Here is a 22237-nt window from a genome sequence, read left to right as displayed (position 1 = left end):
ACGAAGGCGCAGAAACCTTCACAGTTAGCATCGACAGCGTGAGCGGAGCGGATGCGACCGTGTCTGAGACAGCAGGCAGCGCGGACGTGAGCATCACAGATAACGAAAGCGCGCCAGTGGTGACTACGGTTTCTCAAAATGTTATAGCATCCGAAGGTGATGATTTAGAATTTGATGTAATACTTAGTACTATTGCAGCTGAACCACAAACATTCGCGTTCAGCTTGACGGACGGCACGACCGATAGCAGTGACTACGGCGATGTGACGTTCAGCGATGGTGTCACTTACGATGCAGAGACAGGCCAAATTACAGTGCCTGCGGGTGTGGCGGGCTTCACTGTGACGGTGGCGGGTGCAGAAGATACGGTTCTAGAAAGTGATGAAACGTTCACTTTGAGTGTGGGCGGCGTAGAGAGCATCGGTACAATTAGTAATGATGATGATAATCCAGTTGATGCCACTAATGATTCTCTTAGTCTTGATGAAGATAACAGTATTACTCTGAATTTATTGGACAATGATAGCGGTTTAGATGGTGGTCTAGAAGTGACAGAGATTGCTGGTATTGAGTTAACAGGTGAGGCTCAATCTATTGCTGTTAATAATGGTAATGTCGAAATTAATGCCGATGGCGTTATGACGTTTGTTCCTACCACGGATTACAGCGGTACGGTTTCTTTTGATTATTCTGTGAAGGATATAAATGGTTCTGTTGATACAGCAACGGTTACTGTCACAGTTGATGCAGTGGCTGATGCTCCATCTTTAACTGTTACTGAAACGGTAACGATTGATGTTGATAGCTTAGATACGTCAGGTAATAGCGGTTACACAATTACAGGTTACAGTAATTTTGATGGGTTAAACTCAGAAAATAATGTAGTTGGTGAGCTTACTAGTATTACTGGCACTGATCATGATGGTATCGGTGTAAATGCCGAGACTACTAATGGTTCTGATACGATTTCTGAAATAGGTGCTGATGCAGATCAGAGTGAAGCTCTCGTGGTTACTTTCGACAATGCAGTCACGTCAATCGATGTTTCTCTTGGTTGGTTAAGTAATGTTGAGACTGCGACTTATACACTCTATGCGGACGGACAAGAGGTTTCTACTAACACCTTCTCTTCGGGCAATAATAATGTAAACGATATAGGCTCAATTTCATTTACAGATGACAATGGAAACCCTGTTGCTTTTGATACCATAGTGTTCAGTGCGGAATACGATCCGGATGCGACTGGTTCTTCTGATAATGATTATCTTCTTAATTCGTTAACTTTTGAGAATGTAGTTACTGACACTTCATCTAGTTTAGAAACAGTTGAAGGTGGAGATGTTTCTTTTAGTATCAATGCCGCCTCTACTGATGTTGATGGTTCTGAAACTTTAACGGTTGAAGTTCAAGACATTCCAGTTGGCTTTACATTAACTGATGGTACGAATACTTTTACAGCAACAGACGGCTTAACAGTTGCGGATGTGAGCGATTGGTCTCTATCTTCATTGACTCTTGAAACGGCTTATATTGATGAAACGACTACCTATGATTTAAATGTTGTTGCAACAGCTTCCGAAGGTGACTCTACAAGTACTAGTACTCAAGTTATCAGTATTGATGTTGTTAACGATGGCGCTATTGCTACCCCTGAAATTAACTTTGAAAACCCTGGTGATGATGGTGTATATAGTGACGAAGAGGTAGGTGATCACGGTACTGTTACCGCTACAATATCTGTTCAGGGCTCTGAGATTGGCGATAAATTAACTTATCAAATTGGTGATAATGAAGAAATTACGGTTACCTTGACAGAAGATGACCTTATTAATGGAATTAATGTTGAAGTTGAGCCTGGTGACAAGCTAATTGCTACTTTATCCGATGAGTTTGGTAACTCTTCTAGTTCTACCGATACAGCTCCCGAGAGAAATAATGCCCCTGTTGCCGTTGATGATTCCATCATTAGCTATGACACAGGTATACGCCTTGATGAAGCACCTGAATATGGCGTAATGGAAGTTCAAGACGAAAACGGTGAATGGGTTGAAATGACAGTAGGTGTCACATATGACCCAGACACTGAAGTGCGTTTTGTTTCTGATGCTGATGCAATTGATGAGGCTGTTGAGTTTAGTGTTGGCTCGTTTGATGAAGATCCGGATACAACTGAATTTGATGGTACGGCAGCGGTAAGTGATTGGGGGGATGTCAGCGATGACGATAAATCAGTGGTTAAATCATTCGATACAGATAGCGGTGGTAACATCACGATCACAACTTCTGTTACCTCAGAAACTGATAGTACTGCATCCCTAATAGCAAGGAATGGTGATGATGTAGTAGGAAATGGTATTGGTAGTAGTAGCTCAGGTGGGCTTAGGGCTGGTGAATCGCTCATTGTTGATATTGATACAGATGACGTTGCTATAAATAAAGTTTCATTTACTTTAAGTGGTCTAGGCGGTGCTTTTGATGAAGATAGCGGTGCTGCAACAGAAGTGCATATAACGGCTTATTTTGCGGATGGCACTTCAGAAGTGATGTCTGGATACAGGGAAGGGGATAATGCTTATGAAGCGACTTACACCTTTATCACTGATACGGGGAAAGCAGTTGAATCCTTTGAACTAACGACGTCTGGTGGTAATGGTAAGTATGTTGTTCAGAACATGACGGTTTCTCAAGTCATATCTGATGAAGTTACTTTAACCACTCTACAAGGTGATGGCAGTGAGTCGACAACAAGCTTGATCTTCGATCCTAGCGAAACGGTTGATGGTGTTATCAGTATGACTGATGAGTTTATCGATGTAGATGGAGATTTGACAGGAGGTGCTATTGCGACGGATGAAGACACAGCAATAACTATCGATGTGTTAGCTAACGATTACGATATTGATGATGATTCGTTAAGTATCACAAATGCGACAGTAGTAGATGAAAGTCAAGGAACGGTCGAAATCGCAGATGGTAAACTTGTGTTTACGCCTGCTGATGATTTCAGTGGCGAGGTTACCATTAACTATATTATCTCTGATGGTGAATTATTTTCAGAAGAAGCTCATGTAACTCTGATTGTTGATGCTGTAGCGGATGCACCTACTTTAGATGTTGAGCTGTCGGAGGCTGTTTTCCAAGGGGGTGTTACTTTAAATGGAGATAATGTTGATGACCTTGGTTCGTCGGGAGATAACATCATAAATAGTGCTGGTGTATTGACTGACTCAGTGTCCCGTGAATTTGATTTTGGTGATGAGTATGCAGGTCAAGAGGTTACTATAAGCTTTGATTCAGTGATTACTGGTGGCTGGGAAGACGGAGAGAGAAATAACAGAAGATCTTATGAAGAAATAGCTGATACGTACACTATTTCAATAAATGGTGTACAGCAAGGTCAATTTATTTATGAGCAAAATACAGGTACACAGACCCATAATCAGACTAACTCTTACACTGTGACACTGGATGATGAGGGTAAGGCTACAGTTCAATTTGATGTTGCGTCTACGGCTAATATTGAGGTAGTGAATATTACAAATATTCAGGCCAGTGTTGATTCTCTGGATTCCATTAGTCAGTTAAATATTGTAGGTGCTCAAACGGATATTGATGGTAGTGAGGTATTAAGTTACACCATTTCTGAATTGCCAGATGGTGCAGAGTTGCTAGATGCTAATGGTGAAGTGATTGATGCGAGCAGCGATGGTAATTATAGCTTAACGGCAGATGAAGTTGCAGGCTTACAAGTCAAGGTTGGTGCCGCTACTGATGACTTTGATATTGAAGTTACAGTAACGTCGACTGATGGTGATTCCACAGCTCAAACATCTCAAACCATCAGAATTGGTGACACTGACACTGACACTGACACGAGTGAAAATACGGCTCCTGTTGCTGTAGGTGATAGTGTGAGTACGTTGGATTCTGGCTTTGCAGGCCTTGTTGGAAGCTACTACGGTACAGATACTCAAATTAATAGTTTGTCTGAGTTCTTATCAATAGCTGAAAATAATGATCCTACAGCAACATTTAATGCAACTAATATTGATTATTCCTCTAGTGATTCGATTACTCAGGAAACAAGTGTTGCGACTGGAACAAATTTGCAGGCATTCCTAGGTGATGATGCTGCGTCATTAAGTTCTGATCCGGGTGATAATACTGATGGCGGTATTCATCTTCAGGGTTATATTTACTTGGCAGCTGGCACTTATAACTTTCAGGTAAATGCGGATGACGGTTATCAGGTTCTAATAGATGGTAATGATGTGGCTTCTATTAGTAGCATTCAGTCTGAAACATTAACAACCCATGATGAATTCACTATTTCAGAAGATGGGTACTATGCCATTGATATGGTTTGGTGGGATCAGGGCGGTGATTATGTCTTCCAGCCAATGATTAGTTCTGATGGAGGTAGCACTTATTCAACACTAGATTCCAGCATGTTGAGTAGTATAAATGGCACTCCTTTAGCTTCTGCAGATGAACAATCTATTATTATTTCTGCTGATACTTTATTGGCAAATGATACTGATACTGACGGAGATGATTTATCTATTACTGAAGTTAGCAATTTTCAAAACGGTATTGCAACTTTAGTGGATGGTAATGTTGTCTTTATACCTACAGAAGGCTTTAGTGGTACAGCCAGCTTTGATTATATTATTACAGATGGTAATGGTGGGTATGATACTGCAACTGCATCGATTGAAGTAACCTCAGAAGCAAGTGATATACAGCCAACGGTTACAGTTACTGTTTCTGAAGGTGTGGAAAGTACGACATCTAGTGAGTCTGAGTCTTGGGATGGGTTCTCATCAAATGATGCTGATTATTATGATGCTGACGATTATACAGAATGGGTTGGTTTCACTGACGATGATGAGAAAGTATACATTGCAGATGATGTTATTCAGTCTCTTCAAACAAAAGGCGGTGATGACCAAGTTGTTGTTGGGGATGATATTTATTCGGCAGGTGGTGTTCTGTTAGGGGCTGGAGACGATAAATTACTTGTTGGGGATCGAGTTGAAGGCTCTATAGATGCAGGGGCTGGAAATGATGAAGTCTATGTAGGTAACGATGTTAGTGCTTATATTGGTTTAGGTGATGGTGATGACAAATTAGTTGTAGAAGGTACTGTAGAATCTAGTTCTAATATCAATGCAGGTTCTGGAAATGATGAAATTCAAATTGGTGAGGACTTATCGGGAACTGTAAGCTTAGGTGAAGGAAGTAACTATATTTCTGTTGGAGATACTGTTAGAAATACAATTACAGGTGGGTCCGGCAGTGATGAAATCTATATAGGTGGAGATGTTAAAGGCTCAATTAACGCAGGTGCAGGAGAAGACACTCTAATTGTAGATGGTGGCGTTGGTCAAAATACTACAATCACCATGGGAAGCGGTAATGATTTTGTAGTGATTAGTGGGACACTGGGAGATAATGTTTACATAAAAGGTGAAGGTGGAACGGATTCTATAGTCTTAGAAGCTTATACAGAAGACGATTACACAAATAATGTAGATAATATTCAGGGAGCACTACTAACTTTTGAAAATATCATGTTAGGTGACGGTGAAGTAGTGAAAGGCGATACTACTGCTTTTGCTGCTTATTCTTCTGGAAGTGGTACATCAACGGATATTGGAACTTCAATATTTGCGTATATGTTAAGTGTTGTGATTGATAATCCAGATGCTAGTGTTGAAAATCCAACGGTTTATTTAACCGGTATTCCTGCTGAAGCATCGCTTGAGCTTGATGGTACTGTATTAACAGCCAATGATGATGGAAGCTATAGTATTGATGTGGGCGTTAATGCAACCTCTATTGAAAACTTAGTTATTAAAAGTAGTGTTGAACTACCAAACTTGGATGTTTCTGGCAGCATTGAATCTTCTGCTCAGGAAGAGATCGATACAGCAAGTCGGGTAATGGTTAGCAGTTTTATGGTGACTGATTCTGCGAACATGGAAGAAAGTGATCAGGAGGGTGAAGTCGAATCAGCTGATCTTACATCTGCAGAAGAAAGCGATGATAAGTCTGATGATATTGTACTAAGCGATGGTAATAACTCTGTATTCTTAAGTGGCTCCTTGAGCGGTGCTATAACGGCAGAAAGTGGTAATAGTACAGTTATTATTGAAGGTGATGTGAATAGAGGGGCTTCTATTACTCTTACTGGCGGTAATAATCTAGTCATTTTGTCATTGAGTGTGCTTGGGACTGTTGATGCTGGTGAAGGTGATAATGATACGATTGTTTTAAGCGATGTGAATCAAGATTTAAGTAATATTTCTAATTTTGAAAATATTATTGCTATAGGCAGCGATGGTTCTATCACTGTTATTCAAGGGAATAGTGATGCTTATGAAAGTTATCTATTAGGCTTATCTAGTACAGGCGAGTCATCAATATCAGATGATGCGTTATCTACAGTTGAGACTGATCCTGAAGTTGCAGAGTCTGAGAGTGACAGTACGGAGGTTGAAGCCGCTGAAGTTGTTGAATCTGAGGATGAAAGTACGGAGGTTGAAGCCGCTGAACCTGATGCTGAAGCAGAAGACGTGTTACTTGGTAGCTCAGATGATGATGTTATCTTTGGCGAGCAAGGGGAGGAAACTGAAGATAGTAGTTCAATAGTGGAAGATTCAACCTCAGAAACAGATACTGAGGAGACGTTAGAAGCTTCAGACCTTCTTGTTGATACTGATGAAAATGATGAGATTCAAGATTATTTGAATGAGGAGCCTACACCTGATTCTAATGAAGAGTCTAGTAGTGTAGCAGAGGAAGATGAAAGCAGTTCTGATGCCAGTAATTCTTACTCTACTACGAGCAGCATTGATGCAACTGAAAGTATTGAAAATCCGATCAATATCGATGGCTAGTAAATAGCATCGATTAAAAAGCCGAACTGGAATTTCCAGTTCGGCTTTTTTGTCTCTACAATTTGTGAGAAATAAAATGCTTAACGAGTCAGGCCAATAGGGCAGCTAACGCCCGTTCCATTTAATCCGCAGTAACCATTGGGATTTTTGTGTAGATACTGCTGATGATATTCTTCTGCGAAGTAATACACATCAAGCGGTTCGATTTCTGTTGTGATCATGCCGTGCCCCGCTTCAATAAGGACTTTTTGGTAAGCATTTTTGCTGGCTTCAATGATGGCTAAATCTGCTTCATTTTTATAATAGATGACAGAGCGATATTGGCTGCCAACATCATTACCTTGTCTCATGCCTTGGGTTGGGTCGTGGTTCTCCCAAAAGACTTTTAAGATGTCTTCTAATGACGTGACAGAAGTATCGAAAACGACTTGTACCACTTCACTGTGTCCTGTTTGTCCTGAGCAGGTTTCTTCATAGGTTGGATTAGGCGTGTAACCGCCAGCGTAGCCAACGGAAGTAACGATAACACCTGGTGTATTCCAAAGTTTTCGTTCTGCTCCCCAAAAACACCCCATACCTAAAATTACTTCCGCTTCGTTTTCCTTCGGTGTACGAAAAAAAGGTTCGTTATTAATCACACTGATGCCAGAGATACTGAGCGGTGTGCTTCTACCAGGAAGAGCTTGCTCTTTTTCTGGGATCATGGATTTTTTTAAAATGTCGTTAATATTGTCTGACACTTTTGACTCCTTTAAAAAATGGTTGAAATTTTTAATGGTTATCTTTTTACAGCCAGAATAGAGCTGATACAAGTACTTTCAAGTTTTATATGGTTAGCTTCACAATAAGTAAAAAAGATGATTCTTAAAACTAATCTTATGTTATTTGGTAACTGGCCTTGACTCCTTGTTTTATCTACCTATAATACGCACCTCGTTAACACGGGCTAAGCAGTTTTGTTAAGCCATTTATCATGACAGAGATAGTAAAAGTTAGCGAAGATTAGTCGCGGGATGGAGCAGTCTGGTAGCTCGTCGGGCTCATAACCCGAAGGTCGTTGGTTCGAATCCGGCTCCCGCAACCAACTAATCGAATAAAATTGTTAGTGATTATCTTAGAAGATAAATTAGTCGCGGGATGGAGCAGTCTGGTAGCTCGTCGGGCTCATAACCCGAAGGTCGTTGGTTCGAATCCGGCTCCCGCAACCAACTTGGTCACATACAAGTTAGTTGTTCACTAAGAAAATTGTTAACTATATCAATAGTTTATTTGTCGCGGGATGGAGCAGTCTGGTAGCTCGTCGGGCTCATAACCCGAAGGTCGTTGGTTCGAATCCGGCTCCCGCAACCAATTCGTAAAGTAGTGAGAATTGGTCACAGTTTTCTTTAATACATTTCAAAATTAACCTTTGAGTTTCAATAGGTTACATGTCGCGGGATGGAGCAGTCTGGTAGCTCGTCGGGCTCATAACCCGAAGGTCGTTGGTTCGAATCCGGCTCCCGCAACCATTTCTAGTAAGGCTCATCATCTTAAAGTCGTTGGTTCACTCTCTATTTAAGAAAAGCGGCTCTCGTAACCATTTCTAGTAAAGCTCATTATCTTAAGGTCGTTGGTTCACTCTCTATTTAAGAAAAGCGGCTCTCACAACCATTTCAAGAAATTCACTTCTATAAATAACAGTCATTAGTTCTTTTTTAAACTCAGATAAGTATTCCTCAATCATTTCAAGAAGTCCCAATCAAAAAGTCTTTAGTATATTTTTGGCATTCAAATAGTTAACTCTTGCGTGTTTCGTTGATAAACCATTTGATGACGCTGCCGATGGCGAAAGTGGAGTGGTAGTTTGAGCAGATTTGATAGCCCCTTGTGGTCGATTTTAATCGTGGTCCAAGTTCTATAAGTTTGCCTTCTTCGATAAATGGATTGATGAGTCCTTCCCAGCCTAAACATATTCCTTGCCCATTAATAGCGGCTTCCACGACAAGCGGGTAGTTGTTGTAGCAAAACATGACAGGGTATTTTGAGGGTTGTATTCCAAGAGTTTCTGACCAACTTTTCCAGTTAAGCCATCTTGGATCTTCTTTGTCTTTGTGTAATAAGGACAGCTTACGTAGGTCGATCAAAAAATCGCCTGCTTTCAATCCCATTCTCTCGGCAAAGCTGGGCGAACAAACAGGAAATACTTCTTCTGCAAATAAGAGTTCTTCAAATTTATATTTCCCAATATGGTCAGCAAAGTGGAATAAAATATCCGCGTTAGACGAGTTCAGTTCGGCTAAGTTATTGGTTGGTTGTATTTCAAATTGATAGTCAGGAAAGGCTTCCTGTAAACGTTGCAGTCTTGGCATTAACCAATGAAAAGCAAAGCCAAAATAAGCGCTGATAGATATTTTTGTGTTGTTGGTTCGCAAGTTGGCTTTTGCGTTGGTTGTAGCATTTAAGATTGAAGTAAGAGCTGCTTGTATTTCATAGTAATATTTTGATCCCGCTTCGGTGGCGGTTAATGGCTTTTTTGATCGATTTATTAATACGCCACCCACAGTATCTTCTAATGCTCTTATTCTCTGAGAAACAAGAGGCTGTGTAATGTCTAATTCTTTTGCAGCTACCGTCATTGATTGGTTACGGACTGTTGCTTCGAAAGCAAGTAGGCTGTTTAAAGTCGGTACATCTTGTTCATTCATCATTAGAAAACTGCATCTTAGTTATAAGTTTTTGCCTCTGTCTTGAGCAGACTAATTGCTTGATACTGTCGCTGTCAATCAGGGGGGAGAAAGAGATGTCGCAGGTTAGATTTTCTGTCAATGAAGCTGATGCATCGATACTGGCTCATATCGATGCAGAAATTTTTGAATTGCCAGCTTTGTGGTTGAGAGAGCGCTGTCAAGACGAAGCGCACCTTGATCAAATTACCCAGCAGAGGTTGTTTGACCCACATCAGTTAGAAGATGAAATATCACTTTTAAAAGTAGAGAAGCAAAGTGATATGCAATACCAACTAACTTTTAGTGATGGTTATAGTGGTTATTACGATTTTACGGAGTTCTTCGCTGATTTTGATTCATACGATGGTGCACCAACACCAACACCTTGGATGAGTGATACTGATAAGCAAGATTTTTATATCGATTATGATGACTTATCTTCAGATGATGGCATGTTAAAAGCACTAGAAACCTTTTTAACAAAAGGGGCTTTGATAGTGATTAATGTGCCAAATAAGCCAGATGCGGTATTGGATGTGGCGAGCCAATTTGGTCAAGTCAGAGAGACAAATTTTGGTAAATATTTTGAAGTGTATACACGTCCTAATTCGAATGATTTGGCCTATCGCTCTGTGCCTTTAGGCCCTCATACGGATAACCCTTACCGTGATCCTATGCCAGGCATTCAACTTTTACATTGTATTGAAAACCAAACCAGTGGTGGTTTATCTACCTTGGTTGATAGCCTTTCAGTGCTAAAAAAATTAAAGCAAGAAGATCCAGAAGGCTATAAGCTTTTATGTGAGGTTCCTGTACGTTACCGTTATGTCGAGGAAGACGTTGAGTTGGTTGAAAGGCGAACCATAATCGAATCGGATAACACGGGGAAAATTACAGGCGTAACCTATAGTCCTAGATTGGACTATCTACCACTACTCCCTAATGATCAATTGGTGATCTTCCATCGCGCTCGTAAACGCTTGGGGCAACTACTTAGCTCACCAGAGTTTGAATGGCGATTTAAATTAGAGCCAGGCCAGTTACAAATGTTTCATAACACACGAGTGTTACATGGGCGTACAGGGTTTGATGCAAGTGAGGGTTTGCGTCATTTGCAAGGTGCTTATATTGATTTAGATGCACCTAAAGGTCGTTATAAAGCGATTAAACGCCAAAAAAGAATGACAGATAAAGAGGGCAGATAACTATGCAAGTCGTTCAGTTTCGTCAAATGAAAGATGGCACGAAAGAAGAATATGAGTTTTTAACAGAACATGAAGAAGCCTATGCGAAAGGTTTACCTGACCGTATTTTACAAGCACTAAAAAACTTGGAGAATACCTTGTCTGGTTATCAGGTGAGTCGCCTCGAGCATTCTCTGCAGTCTGCCACTCGTGCAGAAGCTGATGGAGCTGATAAGGAGATGATTGTCGCTGCGTTAATTCATGATTTGGGGGATGACTTAGCACCACATAATCATTCTCAATATGCCGCTTCAATTTTGCGTCCATATGTTCGCCCACAGGTTACTTGGGTGATTAATCAGCACGGCCTTTTTCAGAATTTTTATTATGCTCATCATTTAGGTGGTGATCCTAATGAAAGAGACTACTTGAAAGATCATCCTTGGTATCAGTCTTGTGTGGATTTTTGTGAACGTTGGGATCAATCTTCTTTTGATCCAGATTACCCAACAAAACCTTTGGAATACTTTGAGTCAATGGTGCGAGAAATCTTCACACGTCCTGCGTTTGATCCTAAATATGTGGGAGCTCAGACAATGGGGAAAAGTGCGGTAGACATTGCAATGTCAGGAACTGCCTAAGTAAAGCGACACATGAGAGGGTAGCTTTTCCTAATCCCTTCCAATAAGACGTTAGATTTAATGGAGAGATTAAATCTAACGCTCTACTCAAAAAATTAAGCCTTTCTACCCTGAATATTTTTCATTTCCCTAAAAAGTTAACTGGCTGTTCAACTATTATGGAATACACCGTTTTTTATCTTGCGCTAAAAGTATAAAATCATGGCCAAATTTTTACTCGATGAACTTATTTATTATTGGGAGTGTTCACGGCCATGCCGACAGAATTCGTTTTAAAGGCGTCTTGTGATGCGACAAGTGGTATTGTCGCTGCAGTAACGTCTTACCTTGCTCAGAACGATTGCTATATTTCAGAGATGCATCAATTTGACGATGAAGAGAATCAGCTGTTTTTTATGCGCGCTGTATGTCGAATTGAGAATGATGAAAACACGATTGAATCCATTCGCGCAGGGTTTGATGAAAAGGTATCTCACTTCAACATGAAATGGGATATTTTAGATAAAAGCGAGCCTGTTAGAGTCTTGCTAATGGTGAGTAAATTTGACCATTGTTTGGATGACCTTCTTTATCGTCACCGTAAAGGCGAGTTGCCAATGGAAGTGACAGCGGTGGTATCAAACCACAAAGACTTGCGTCCGATGGCGGAGCGAGAGGGTATCCGATTTGTACACTTGCCAGTGACGAAAGAAAATAAGGCGGAACAAGAAGAAGCCTTATTGGATATTATCACAGAAACAGGTACAGACTTGGTTGTGTTGGCCCGTTACATGCAAATTTTGTCGGATTCACTTTGTAAAAAATTGCATGGTCGAGCGATCAATATTCACCATTCTTTCTTACCAGGTTTTAAGGGTGCTAAGCCTTACCATCAAGCACATCAGAGAGGTGTGAAACTGATCGGTGCAACAGCTCATTATGTGACTTCTGACCTTGATGAAGGGCCAATCATCGAACAATCTGTTCAGCCTGTAGATCATACTTACTCACCAGAGCGTTTGGTTGCTGTGGGACGAGACACTGAAACCGTTGCGTTAGCAACCGCTGTCAAAATGCACCTTGAACACCGAGTGTTTATGTATGGCAACAAGACGATTGTGTTTAAGTAACCGCCTATAATTAAATGCTTGATGGTGAACCACGAATGGAAGCCATCAAGCATTTACTCTTTAGATCGCATTATCCACCAAAATGATAGGATGCCCTTTTGAGCAGCGTTCTATTCTTGCGTCTACTTTATAGGCTTGGGCCAAATTGTCTGGGGTTAGGCAATCTAATGCGCTGCCATTTGCCAGTACTTTTCCCTGATTAAGCAAGACCACTTGATCGCAATAACGCAGTGCTAAGTTAATATCATGGCTAATTAATAGAGCAATAGAGCCTTGTTGATCGACTTCCTCTCGAATGGCTTTTAATACCTGCATTTGCCAGTTCAGATCCAGTGCGCTGGTGGGTTCGTCGAGCAAGTAGAGTTTCGGTTTACGTACAATGGCTTGAGCCAAACTGATCATTTGTCTTTGTCCGCCAGACAATTTGTGCATCGGCAAAAGCGCTAAATGCGCAATCTGTAAACGCTGAAACACTTCTTCAATCCTGTCGTCTTGGGGCGCTTTATCGGTGAGGCTGGACGCGGCGCTTTTAACCACCTCATAAGCTAGTAAACTGCTGCCTTGAGGTAGAGCTTGCGGAACATAACCAATGTTTTTTAGACGCTGGTGTTGGTCCATGTTCGCCAGTTCAACATCGTCTAAAGAGGCGGTTCCTTGGTAAGATTTTAAGCCAGCCAAGCCTTTTACAAAGGTCGATTTTCCCGCGCCATTTTGCCCCAGCAACGCTACCAAACTGCCGGGCTTTATTGGGTCTAGATTAATGCCTGACAGAATTTCTTTTTTGCCATAAGCGATGCGAATATTTTGAAGGAGTAAACTCATGATGGATTTCGCTTTTGGTGTTGGTAAATAAGCGCAATGAAAAAGGGAATACCGACTAACGCGGTGACCATGCCGATAGGCAAGACTAATCCTGGAATCACGCCTTTACTGACAATGGACGCCAGAGACAGTAACAAGGCGCCGCATAAGGTGCTGCCAATCAGGAAAAAGCGATGGCTTTCGCCAATGACCATACGAGCAATATGCGGTGCGACTAGCCCAATAAAGCCAATTTCCCCAACAAAGGCTAACGCGACGGCGGTGACTAAACTCACGCGAACTAGGGTGGTGACTCTGAGCTTTTTGACATTGATGCCCATGCTTTGTGCTTGCTCTTCACCACTGCGCAATAAGGTCATCGACCAAGAGTGACGTAAGCTGACCAGTAAGCACAAGGCAAAGACCACGGCGACTATGATGGCTTTTTCCAAATCGGCCCGTGCAAGGCTGCCCATTGTCCAAAAGACGATTTGTTGCAATTGGCCTTCATCGGCGACAAATTGAATCACGCCAACCATGGCGTTCAAACCGAACATTAAGGCAATACCAAACAGTAAAACGCTTTGAATACTGCCGCCTAAACTGTTGGCCACGCCAAGAATGATAAGAGACGTGAGGCAAGCGAAGGCAAAAGCAAACATCGGCAGCAGGTAGGTTTGGCTAATGCCGATTGAGCTGAAATCGAAAACAATCGCCAAGGAAGCGCCAAATGTCGCCGCGGAGCCAACGCCTAAGGTAAACGGGCTAGCAAGAGGATTGTTCAATGCGGTTTGCATCTCAGCGCCAGCGAGCCCAAGAGACGCGCCCACCAAAATCGCCATGAGCGCGTAGGGAAGGCGAATGTCCCAAATGATCACTTGCTGTGTGATGGGCAAGGATTCAGGTGACCAAAGGCCTTGAATCAAGTCGCCATAAGACAGAGAAGAAGGGCCTTCGGACAAATCGTAAAGCAATGACAGCGTGATGCTCACGGCCAACAGCGTCAATAAAATAAGGCGCGTGCTCATGTATTGACGATATTGGCTGGCTAAAGATCCGTTGTTTTTGGTTAGCTTACTCATGAGTGTCCTTAGCAAGCTGAGTCCAGTAAACACCTGTTAGAGGAATGGCTTGGAAGCGATCAAAGAACTCCTTGATGGTGGCATTTGGATCCAACTCTTTAAACTCTTCTGGATACAACCATTTGGCGGTAACTTGCACGGCAATTAGGTTCAATGGCGAGTTGTAAAAGCCATGCCAAAGGGCGTAAGCCTGCTGATTCTGGTACGCGTTAAGCGTGGTTAACTTGTAACGCACAAAGGCTTGTTGCAAAGAAGCTTGCGCAAAATCGTTTGGCACACCCGCGCCTAGCATCACGTAAGGGAGTTCATCGTCCGGGCTTTCTTTCGGCATGCCTTTTGAGCCAACTGCGGTGGCGATGTACACATCAGGTTGTTGTGTGAGAAGGTATTCATGGTTCACCATGCCAGCCGCGCCGGGAATCAAAGGCAGAGCAATGTTGTTACCGCCAGCGGCATCAATGAAGTCCGCCATCATGCCGCGCACCATGGTTTCACAGCAGCCATTTGTCACGCCCACTCGACTATGGATGAACACACGTTTTTTCTCATTCTGTGACAGTGTGGCGATTTTGTCTGTCACCTTGGTTAACTGACTTTGGTAGAAGGAAAGGAAGTCTTGAGCTTGCTGTTCTTTGCCTAATATCTTACCCAGTAGCAACAAGCTTTTCGGGGTGTTTTTTAGAGGTTCTTTTCGAAAATCGACAAACACCACTTTTATGCCTGCTTTCTCTAGGACTCTAATGATGTTGGAATGACGGGCATTTGGGCCGTGCCCATCAAGACTGAAAATGGCTAAATCCGCGTTTAATGCAATGGCACTTTCAATGCTAAAGCTGTCCGCAGAAGAACGACCAATCACAGGAATATCCGCAATTCTTGGGAAGCGTTTTTGATAAGCCATATAGCTGCCGTAATCGACCCATTGCAGTTTGGATAGTATTGCGGCCACAGGCTTAATTGGATCGTCTTGGTTTAAGATAGACAAGGCGTGTAAGTAACGACTGTCACCTAAAATAATGCGTTCAGGTTGCTTTGAAAAAGTCACTGAACGGCCCGCTAAGTCGGTTACCGTTACAGGCTTTTGCGCCGCTTGGACAACCAAACTGAGGGAATATATGAATGCGAAAAAAAGGCCCATTTTCAGACTTTTTAGCGAAGATAGGGTGTTCATGAAAAGCTTCCTTTTTATAACAAAAGCGCCAGTTCCTATAAAAATAAGAACCGGCGTAAAGGGGAAAAATCGTTATGATTAGAATTTATAAGCCGCGCTTAAACGGATGTCTCGGCCAGCTTCGTAAGAGCCAACAATCGCTTCATAGCCCGCATAATCTGTGTAATCAGCAACACTTGCATGGCTTCGATACTGTTTATTGAAGAGATTATTAATGGTTAACGTTAAGGTCAAAGTATCGTCTTGTAATGGAGTCCATTGGGCATATATATCGTGTGTTGCATAGCCTGGCTTATCTACATTTAGATCAGTGCCTCCAACATTTAAGTCGATATCATCTATGCCTTTTACCATTTCTGTAGACCAGCCAGCTTTTAAGTTATCACTGAACTCGTAATCTAAGCTTAGGGCTAATGTATCGCCGATGGAATTAGCCGTGGAACCATAAACGTAACGAGTAGCGAGCTCATCCCCGGCCATTGTTTCTGCGCTGTGGAAATGAAGTCCAGCGACTAAACGATCTAAACTATATGTGATATCTAAGTAGTAGCCATTCGTTTCAATTGGATCATCTAGGTTTAGATAAACTTTAGACCATGGTAATTCGGTTCCTATAACGTCTGTAATTTCTGAATGATATACACCGAATCCCACATCTAGATTTCCAGTATTATAGTTAACGCCTAGTTCAAGGTTTTCAGATTTTTCTGCTTTTAAGTCACTGGAGCTACTGTAAGCCGTAGTCGAGTATAATTTGAAGGCGTCTTTGGCTTCTGGCCCTCGTAATGCTTGAGCATAATTTGCTGTGATGTTTAGAGTGTTATTGACATGGTAAGTGATGCCTATATTAGGTGAAAAGCCGCCATCAGAAAGCTCTTGTCCGTTGGATTCCGTCAAGTCATATTGGTCATAACGTAAACCCGTAGATAAAATTAATGCATCTGACAAATCAATTGTATCTTGCACGTAAACGCCCGCAACAGTGCCAGTTTCAGATACGTCAGCATTAATGTAGTAACTTTCATCATCTCTATAGTTGAGACCATAGGTAAGCTGGTGGTTATTGAGTAAACTGGAGTTTTCTAACGTTAAGCCGAGAGTTTCAAAATAGCCTGAGTAATTGGTACCTGAATATTCTCTGTCTTGCTGGTTTTTGGTTTGATAAATCGTAATGCTTGTATCGATCAGATCATTGCTTTTGTCTGTAAAATCGTAGTTTATGGTTGTTGTTTGACGCTCAGCGCTAGTGGGTTCAGCGACATTCGCTGAACTTGTTGCCCACTCTGGCTTATAATTAATATCGCCTTCTTCTGTGAGGTTTTCATGGGAGATCGACAAGATTTGTTCGTCAGTTAGGCGAGTTTTAATTTTTACAAAACCCAATGTTTCTTCTGCTTCACTACCACCGATTTCATCACCATTAGCATCTTCGTAGTTTCCGTGTTCGCCACTGATGATGCTTAACATACCCTGTGTTTTACCAGATTCAGTACGGCCATAAATTGTCGCGCTATTTTTTAGGCTACTACCATTAGTACTGTAAGTGGATTTTAACAGTGCACCAATATTTTGATCGTCTTTTAATAGGTCACTTGCATCTTTAGTAATGAAACGAACAGAGCCACCTAAGGCGCCCGGCCCAGCCGTTGCGTTGGCAGCACCGGCTTCAATTTCAACACGTTTTAGTAATTCAGGTTCGACAGATAGACGACCTGCGTGATGGAAGATTGCGCCCGCTTGTTCTGCGCCATCAACTGTGATGTTTAAGGAGTCTTCACCAATGTTACGAACATAGATTTTTTGACCCATTTTTACAGGGCCACCTGCAGAGACTTCACTTTTACTTTTAAATAATTCTGCCAGTGTTGTGGCTTGGTTTTGAGATATTTCTGTATCTGATACCGCTTGGTCTAGTTCTGTAATCGCACGACCTTCGATTTTAAGTTCGTCTAATACCGTGTCTTCAGCCATGGCTAAGCCAGAAAGGGCTGCTTGAGAAACAGCAAGCGCTAAAAGTGTTTTTGAAAATAAACGATGGGAACGCATAAATACCTCTATAAATGAGAATTGTTTACATTATCTGTTGGGTATTATGTGTTTTACGTAAAGAATGTGAATGACTTTTACATTTGTTACATTTGATCAATGCAAAAGTCATTTATTGACTCATTTTTTATGAGGATTTATAAGGTAGTTGAATAGAAACGACTAATCCGTTTTCTGATTTATCTGTGACGTTTTGAGCATAGATAGAGCCACCAAGTGCATGGATCTGCCTTTTTGCGAGTGCCAGCCCTAATCCGTAGCCACTCTTTTTAGAGCTGACAACGCGTTCGTTATCCTGACTGTTTTGTTTGATACGGAAGAAGGGCTTGAATATGTCTTCCAAATATTCTTCGGGCACGCCACAGCCTTGGTCTTTTACTTTGATGACGAGAAAATGGCTTTCTTGATGCAGTGATATGGTGACCGTTTTTCCAACTGGTGTATGGAAAAGCCCATTTCTGATGATGTTTTCTAGCGCCGCGGTTAATGCTTGGTGGGCGCTCTTTATGATTATTTCTTGGTCTGGTTGAAGTAACTTGACGGTATGTTGAGCAAATTCGAATTGGGCATCCTCAACAATGACTTGCAGTAAAGCGGTAATGTCTAAGTCGTGTAATTCAAGCTTGGGTGATTCTGTATTAAACCAGGCGAGTGTTAGTGCGTCGTCTATCAACCCTTGCATGTTGGAAGATTCATAACGTAAGCGCTCTAATGCACTCTGAGATTGTAAGTCCTGCTCGACACAGTCCACGGCAATGTTGAGTCGTGTTAACGGTGTTCTCAGCTCATGGGATAAATCGGCCAAGAGTTGGCGCTGATCTATGATCAAGGTGCTGATGCGATCTGCCATCTTATCAAAGGTTGTGGAGAGCCGTGTTAATTCATCGTTGCGCTGTGTTAGCGCTTCACTGGCACGCACATTGAAATCACCTTCGCTAAAACGTCGAGTGGCTTTTTCCAATCGTTTCAGCGGTTTCATTACGTGTTTATACAGAATGAAGGTAATCAAACATAAAATGAGAAAGGGCAGAGCGATCTGCAATAGCAGGTCGATAATGAATAAATTTTTGCCCGGTCTCATGCGTTGTGGAAGCTGGATTAAAAAGCGTGTTACGCCATCCTCAAATGGAATGTCCATGGTTGGGTTATATTTGAAATATAAGTGTATTTTCCATTCTAGGCTACGGCCTAATGCAAAGGTTTCAATGTACGCATCGGAGAGTTGCGTATCGGCGAGGTTTTCAATCGAAGGGCGAGAAATGGCAATCCAAGTATTTTCTTTTTCTTCAATTCCCTTGACCCATAAAGCTAAGGCGCTTTCACCTTCTTCATAAAGAATGCGTTCGGCTTCTTTCGCGTAGGCTCGTAATTCGGCCCGATAGCCTTGGTCAATATAACTCATGCTGTCTTCAGTATGACTGGCGACCAAATCAATCAACCAGAAAAAAATCACGGTGCCGACGGCAATAATCGAGAATAATTTCCATAACAAACGGTTTTTCATCGGTAACAATACCCTTTGCCATGAACGGTAATCAGATACTCACTTGGCATACCAGCGGCGATCAGCTTTTTACGTATACGACTGATGTGCATGTCTAAGCTTCTATCATATTGATTATGTGGTTTGCCTAATGCCATTTGGGATAAAAAGGATTTGTTCAGGGTGTTGCTTTGGTTTTCCACCAGTAACCAGAGTAGTCGAAATTGAGTGGGCGATAAGTCTATTAGTTGTTGGTTGTAATGGATGCTTTTCTCTAAACGGGATAAGACTAAATCGTCGTCTTTTAGGTTTAAGGATTTTTGAGTGTCTTTGGTTTGTAGCGTTCGTCTTAATAAGGCATCTACCCGTAATAACATCTCAGTGAAGTTGAATGGCTTAGGTAAATAGTCATCTGCACCAATGCTCAAACCTTTTATACGATCTTCTTCTGCACCAAGTGCTGTGAGCATCATGACAGGTGTTTGTCGCTCTTTGCGTAATAGGCTTAGGATGTTTAAGCCATTCATATTCGGAAGCATGATGTCCAATAAAATAAGATCAAAAGATGACTTTAGAGCAGCGAGCAAACCTTGCTCTCCATCATGACATACTTGTGTTTTAAATCCTTTAGACTCTAAAAGTTGAGATACTTTTTGACCTAAGAAAACATCATCTTCAATGATTAAAATCTTAGAACTGAGCATGTTAACTACCATTTTTAAATGAAAATCATTCTTATTGTAGGTGGTTTTATATTCAAAGTCACTTGATGATTAAAAGAAAGGTTTTGTGATGATTTTATCTAGATTTCAAATAAGTGCTTAGAAAGTAAGATATAGAGAAGGGTCTTTAAATACAGAAAGGCCAATCTATAGTAAGTAGATTGGCCTCATATATCGACATCCAAAAAATATATAACTTTTAGCTTTAAGAAAAGGGGAAGATCTTAAAATTAAAACTGTAATATATCATTCAGTGACGACTAAAACCTAGAACTCTGCTTTAATACCAACTAGAGAAAAGTCACTTTCAGTTGTGCTATCTTTATCTAGATTTCCTGAAAGAGCTGTAGCATAAACAGATACGCCTTCATATGGTAGAGCATATTCAACATAAGCTTCAACATTACTTAATGTTTCGTTAGTTGCTTCATTATCAAGGTCTTGGTTGTGGTTTAAGCCGATTGTAAAATCACCAGCTTCAATTGTTGTGCCTAAAGTTAGGTAGGTTTTATCAACATCATCTTCTGTGCCAGTAAGGTAGGCTAAAAATAATTTTGCAGGGCCTGCCTGGTATGTTAACCCGAAAGTGAAAATTTTATGCTCTGCATCAGGGTCATTATCTGTATCATTACTGCCTGAGTATGTACCGCCGGCAATCTCTACCCCAAGATCTCCAAATTTATCTTTATAAGCTACAGCGAAGCCTACACCGTCATAGCCTTCTTCAAACTCTACTGCAACATCCAGATTTTTAGAAACTTCATATATAATTGCCCAATCAGTTTTATCCAAACCGTCTATATTTTCAAAATCAGCTTCAACTAACTGTGCGCCCACATCGAATGCATTATCTGCAATTGAACCATCAACATCACCAATTGTTAAAGCGCCTAGAGTCAAATAAGCTTCTTCAATGTCAACCGTACTTGAGCTTTTATCGTCATCACCATCTTCATCTTCACCCGTGTTATTGATCTCTACCTCGAAGTGAACGATTTCAGTATCAATATTAAATTCTAATTCAGTATTATCTTCATAGGATCCGAAGTAGCTTAGTTCATCAGTAGTGCCGTCGTTTATTACATATTCGGCACTTGCTGTACCTGAAAAAACTGGCTCGGCAGCGATAGAAGTAGTAGAAATCGCCGCAGCGACAGATGTTAGTGCGAAGATTGAAGTAAGTTTAATGGCTTTCATTTAGGGTACCCCTGTTGTTTTTATTATTACTGATTTTTATATAAAGTCTTAATGTTGCACCAATTGTGAACAAATAAAGGACAGATTCAATATATCATACAATATTAATAAAACAATAATTTCGAAGAAAAAAATCGAAAAGGATAAAATGAGAGTTTTCTAACCTAAAGGTATGATTTTATTGATTATTTCTCATGACTATAGAGGAAGGAGTGTATGTTTCTTGAATTTTATGGTTTGTTTTTAAGTATCTTTTTGTGAAAAACCAATGCTTTTAAGCCACTTTCTATATTTATGTCTTTAAATTCAGGTGGGTTTTCGAGTCGAAATTCATACTTTAAAGACGGAGCTTCTGTCTCCATTCCGTCAATAAGGAATTGTGAAGGTAGGGTTGGGTCATTTACGCAAGCCAGTACTTTGCCGTTCTCGGTGAGGAGCTCAGGAAGGCGTCGAAGGATTTTCTGGTAATCTTTGGTTAGGGCAAAACTACCACGTTGAAAGGTTGGTGGATCTATAACAATAAGATCGTACTCACCGTATTTTTTGATTTTTCCCCAAGACTTGAAAATATCATGAGCGAAAAAATTTACTTGATTGAGGTCATGCTGATTTAGTCGGTGATTTCCCCTTCCTCGATTAAGTACCGCTTTCGCCATGTCTAAATTGGCGACAAAATCGGCTCCACCTTCATCGCAGCAACTGAGAAACCACAAGTGTAAGCAAACAGGTTCAGTACGCGTTTGTCTTGGCTGTTTTCTTTTACCCATCGACGGCCATAGCGCATATCTAGGAAAAGGCCTGAGTTTTGGTTTTTTCCTAAGTCGAGCTGGAAGAGTAGTCCGTCTTCATTAACAACTTGATGCTCTTGGTAATCACCCCACAAGCATTCAGTCGGGCTTTTTTCACGGCTTCTATGTTGTAATAAAAGAGACTGAGCTTTGCTTGTTTGCCACTCCGCTCGTGTTGTCCAATCAAGCAAAGTACAGGTTAATCGCTCTAGCTCTTCTGTGGTCGGCTCTTTGAAAAGAGAGACCAGTATTTGGCCGCCTAACCAGTCCACTGTAATTTGTTCTAAGCCGGAAAAACATTTTCCCCGTCCATGAAAAAGTCTCTGAACACCTTGTGGTGACGGATTTAAATTGAGAAAAACCTGTTCTGTTAGTGTGTTTAGAGTCAGAGAGTCCATTTGAATAT

The 22237-nt window shown here is 41.3% G+C and carries 13 protein-coding genes, 4 tRNA genes and 1 pseudogene; 8 read left to right on the top strand and 10 right to left on the bottom strand.

What is annotated here, in order from left to right; translation table 11 throughout:
- Positions 1-86: 86 nt before the first annotated feature.
- Positions 87-6902 carry a tandem-95 repeat protein gene (locus ACMUMQ_RS00155; protein WP_414680036.1) on the top strand — a complete coding sequence of 2272 codons (6816 nt, stop codon included), beginning with the start codon at positions 87-89 and terminating at the stop codon, positions 6900-6902.
- Between the two features lie 80 nt (positions 6903-6982).
- Here ACMUMQ_RS00155 and msrA read toward each other — a convergent pair whose 3' ends face one another.
- Complete coding sequence (msrA, locus tag ACMUMQ_RS00150; protein WP_414680774.1) at positions 6983-7606, bottom strand: peptide-methionine (S)-S-oxide reductase MsrA; 624 nt, start codon at positions 7604-7606, stop codon at positions 6983-6985.
- Between the two features lie 303 nt (positions 7607-7909).
- On the opposite strand from msrA, the gene ACMUMQ_RS00145 reads away from it, so the two are divergent.
- The 4 genes from ACMUMQ_RS00145 (at position 7910) to ACMUMQ_RS00130 (ending at position 8410) form a co-directional block, all read left to right on the top strand.
- Positions 7910-7986 (top strand) — tRNA-Met (locus ACMUMQ_RS00145).
- 47 nt (positions 7987-8033) lie between these two features.
- Positions 8034-8110: transfer RNA gene (locus ACMUMQ_RS00140), tRNA-Met, on the top strand.
- Positions 8111-8175: 65 nt separating this feature from the next.
- Positions 8176-8252, top strand: a tRNA-Met gene (locus tag ACMUMQ_RS00135).
- Positions 8253-8333: 81 nt separating this feature from the next.
- Positions 8334-8410 (top strand) — tRNA-Met (locus ACMUMQ_RS00130).
- Between the two features lie 267 nt (positions 8411-8677).
- On the opposite strand, the gene ACMUMQ_RS00125 is transcribed toward ACMUMQ_RS00130, so the two are convergent.
- Positions 8678-9589 (bottom strand): LysR substrate-binding domain-containing protein, encoded by a 912-nt coding sequence (locus tag ACMUMQ_RS00125; RefSeq protein WP_414680035.1) that lies wholly within the window; start codon positions 9587-9589, stop codon positions 8678-8680.
- A 92-nt stretch (positions 9590-9681) separates the two neighbouring features.
- Here ACMUMQ_RS00125 and ACMUMQ_RS00120 point away from each other — a divergent pair, with 92 nt between their 5' ends.
- The 3 genes from ACMUMQ_RS00120 to purU all read left to right on the top strand — a co-directional run bounded on the left by ACMUMQ_RS00120 (position 9682) and on the right by purU (position 12541).
- Positions 9682-10812 carry a TauD/TfdA family dioxygenase gene (locus ACMUMQ_RS00120; RefSeq protein ID WP_414680034.1) on the top strand — a complete coding sequence of 377 codons (1131 nt, stop codon included), beginning with the start codon at positions 9682-9684 and terminating at the stop codon, positions 10810-10812.
- A gap of 2 nt (positions 10813-10814) precedes the next feature.
- Positions 10815-11432 (top strand): HD domain-containing protein, encoded by a 618-nt coding sequence (locus ACMUMQ_RS00115; protein ID WP_414680033.1) that lies wholly within the window; start codon positions 10815-10817, stop codon positions 11430-11432.
- Between the two features lie 254 nt (positions 11433-11686).
- Positions 11687-12541, top strand: a complete 855-nt coding sequence (gene purU, locus ACMUMQ_RS00110) for a formyltetrahydrofolate deformylase (protein ID WP_414680032.1) — start codon at positions 11687-11689, stop codon at positions 12539-12541.
- Between the two features lie 60 nt (positions 12542-12601).
- Here purU and ACMUMQ_RS00105 read toward each other — a convergent pair whose 3' ends face one another.
- The 8 genes and pseudogenes from ACMUMQ_RS00105 to ACMUMQ_RS00070 form a co-directional block, all read right to left on the bottom strand.
- The gene (locus ACMUMQ_RS00105) at positions 12602-13363 is read right to left on the bottom strand and encodes an ABC transporter ATP-binding protein (RefSeq protein WP_414680031.1); all 762 of its coding nucleotides are present in this window, start codon (positions 13361-13363) and stop codon (positions 12602-12604) included.
- Complete coding sequence (locus tag ACMUMQ_RS00100; protein ID WP_414680030.1) at positions 13360-14424, bottom strand: FecCD family ABC transporter permease; 1065 nt, start codon at positions 14422-14424, stop codon at positions 13360-13362. The genes ACMUMQ_RS00105 and ACMUMQ_RS00100 overlap by 4 nt, the downstream gene beginning before the upstream one ends.
- Positions 14417-15595, bottom strand: a complete 1179-nt coding sequence (locus tag ACMUMQ_RS00095; protein WP_414680029.1) for an ABC transporter substrate-binding protein — start codon at positions 15593-15595, stop codon at positions 14417-14419. The genes ACMUMQ_RS00100 and ACMUMQ_RS00095 overlap by 8 nt, the downstream gene beginning before the upstream one ends.
- Before the next feature lie 78 nt (positions 15596-15673).
- Entirely contained in the window at positions 15674-17641 is a 1968-nt protein-coding gene (locus tag ACMUMQ_RS00090) for a TonB-dependent receptor domain-containing protein (RefSeq protein WP_414680028.1), read from the bottom strand.
- 127 nt (positions 17642-17768) lie between these two features.
- Positions 17769-19145, bottom strand: a complete 1377-nt coding sequence (locus tag ACMUMQ_RS00085) for a sensor histidine kinase (RefSeq protein ID WP_414680027.1) — start codon at positions 19143-19145, stop codon at positions 17769-17771.
- Positions 19142-19828, bottom strand: a complete 687-nt coding sequence (locus ACMUMQ_RS00080) for a response regulator transcription factor (protein ID WP_414680026.1) — start codon at positions 19826-19828, stop codon at positions 19142-19144. Before ACMUMQ_RS00080 ends, ACMUMQ_RS00085 begins: the two co-directional genes overlap by 4 nt.
- 285 nt (positions 19829-20113) lie before the next feature.
- A complete protein-coding gene (locus tag ACMUMQ_RS00075) occupies positions 20114-21043 on the bottom strand; it encodes a hypothetical protein (RefSeq protein ID WP_414680025.1) in 930 nt (309 codons plus the stop codon).
- Between the two features lie 230 nt (positions 21044-21273).
- Positions 21274-22229, bottom strand: a pseudogene (locus tag ACMUMQ_RS00070) (class I SAM-dependent methyltransferase).
- Between the last annotated feature and the right edge of the window lie 8 nt (positions 22230-22237).

This window comes from Marinomonas algae (genome assembly GCF_047525555.1).
Classification (GTDB): Bacteria; Pseudomonadota; Gammaproteobacteria; order Pseudomonadales; family Marinomonadaceae; genus Marinomonas.
This window is presented reverse-complemented; position numbering and strand designations above follow the sequence as displayed.

Coding starts and splice junctions, on each gene's coding strand:
- msrA (WP_414680774.1), bottom strand. CDS start 7,606: ATGATCCCAGAAAAAGAGCAAGCTCTTCCTGGTAGAAGCACACCGCTC.
- ACMUMQ_RS00125 (WP_414680035.1), bottom strand. CDS start 9,589: ATGATGAATGAACAAGATGTACCGACTTTAAACAGCCTACTTGCTTTC.
- ACMUMQ_RS00120 (WP_414680034.1), top strand. CDS start 9,682: ATGTCGCAGGTTAGATTTTCTGTCAATGAAGCTGATGCATCGATACTG.
- ACMUMQ_RS00115 (WP_414680033.1), top strand. CDS start 10,815: ATGCAAGTCGTTCAGTTTCGTCAAATGAAAGATGGCACGAAAGAAGAA.
- purU (WP_414680032.1), top strand. CDS start 11,687: ATGCCGACAGAATTCGTTTTAAAGGCGTCTTGTGATGCGACAAGTGGT.
- ACMUMQ_RS00105 (WP_414680031.1), bottom strand. CDS start 13,363: ATGAGTTTACTCCTTCAAAATATTCGCATCGCTTATGGCAAAAAAGAA.
- ACMUMQ_RS00100 (WP_414680030.1), bottom strand. CDS start 14,424: ATGAGTAAGCTAACCAAAAACAACGGATCTTTAGCCAGCCAATATCGT.
- ACMUMQ_RS00095 (WP_414680029.1), bottom strand. CDS start 15,595: ATGAACACCCTATCTTCGCTAAAAAGTCTGAAAATGGGCCTTTTTTTC.
- ACMUMQ_RS00090 (WP_414680028.1), bottom strand. CDS start 17,641: ATGCGTTCCCATCGTTTATTTTCAAAAACACTTTTAGCGCTTGCTGTT.
- ACMUMQ_RS00085 (WP_414680027.1), bottom strand. CDS start 19,145: ATGAAAAACCGTTTGTTATGGAAATTATTCTCGATTATTGCCGTCGGC.
- ACMUMQ_RS00080 (WP_414680026.1), bottom strand. CDS start 19,828: ATGCTCAGTTCTAAGATTTTAATCATTGAAGATGATGTTTTCTTAGGT.
- ACMUMQ_RS00075 (WP_414680025.1), bottom strand. CDS start 21,043: ATGAAAGCCATTAAACTTACTTCAATCTTCGCACTAACATCTGTCGCT.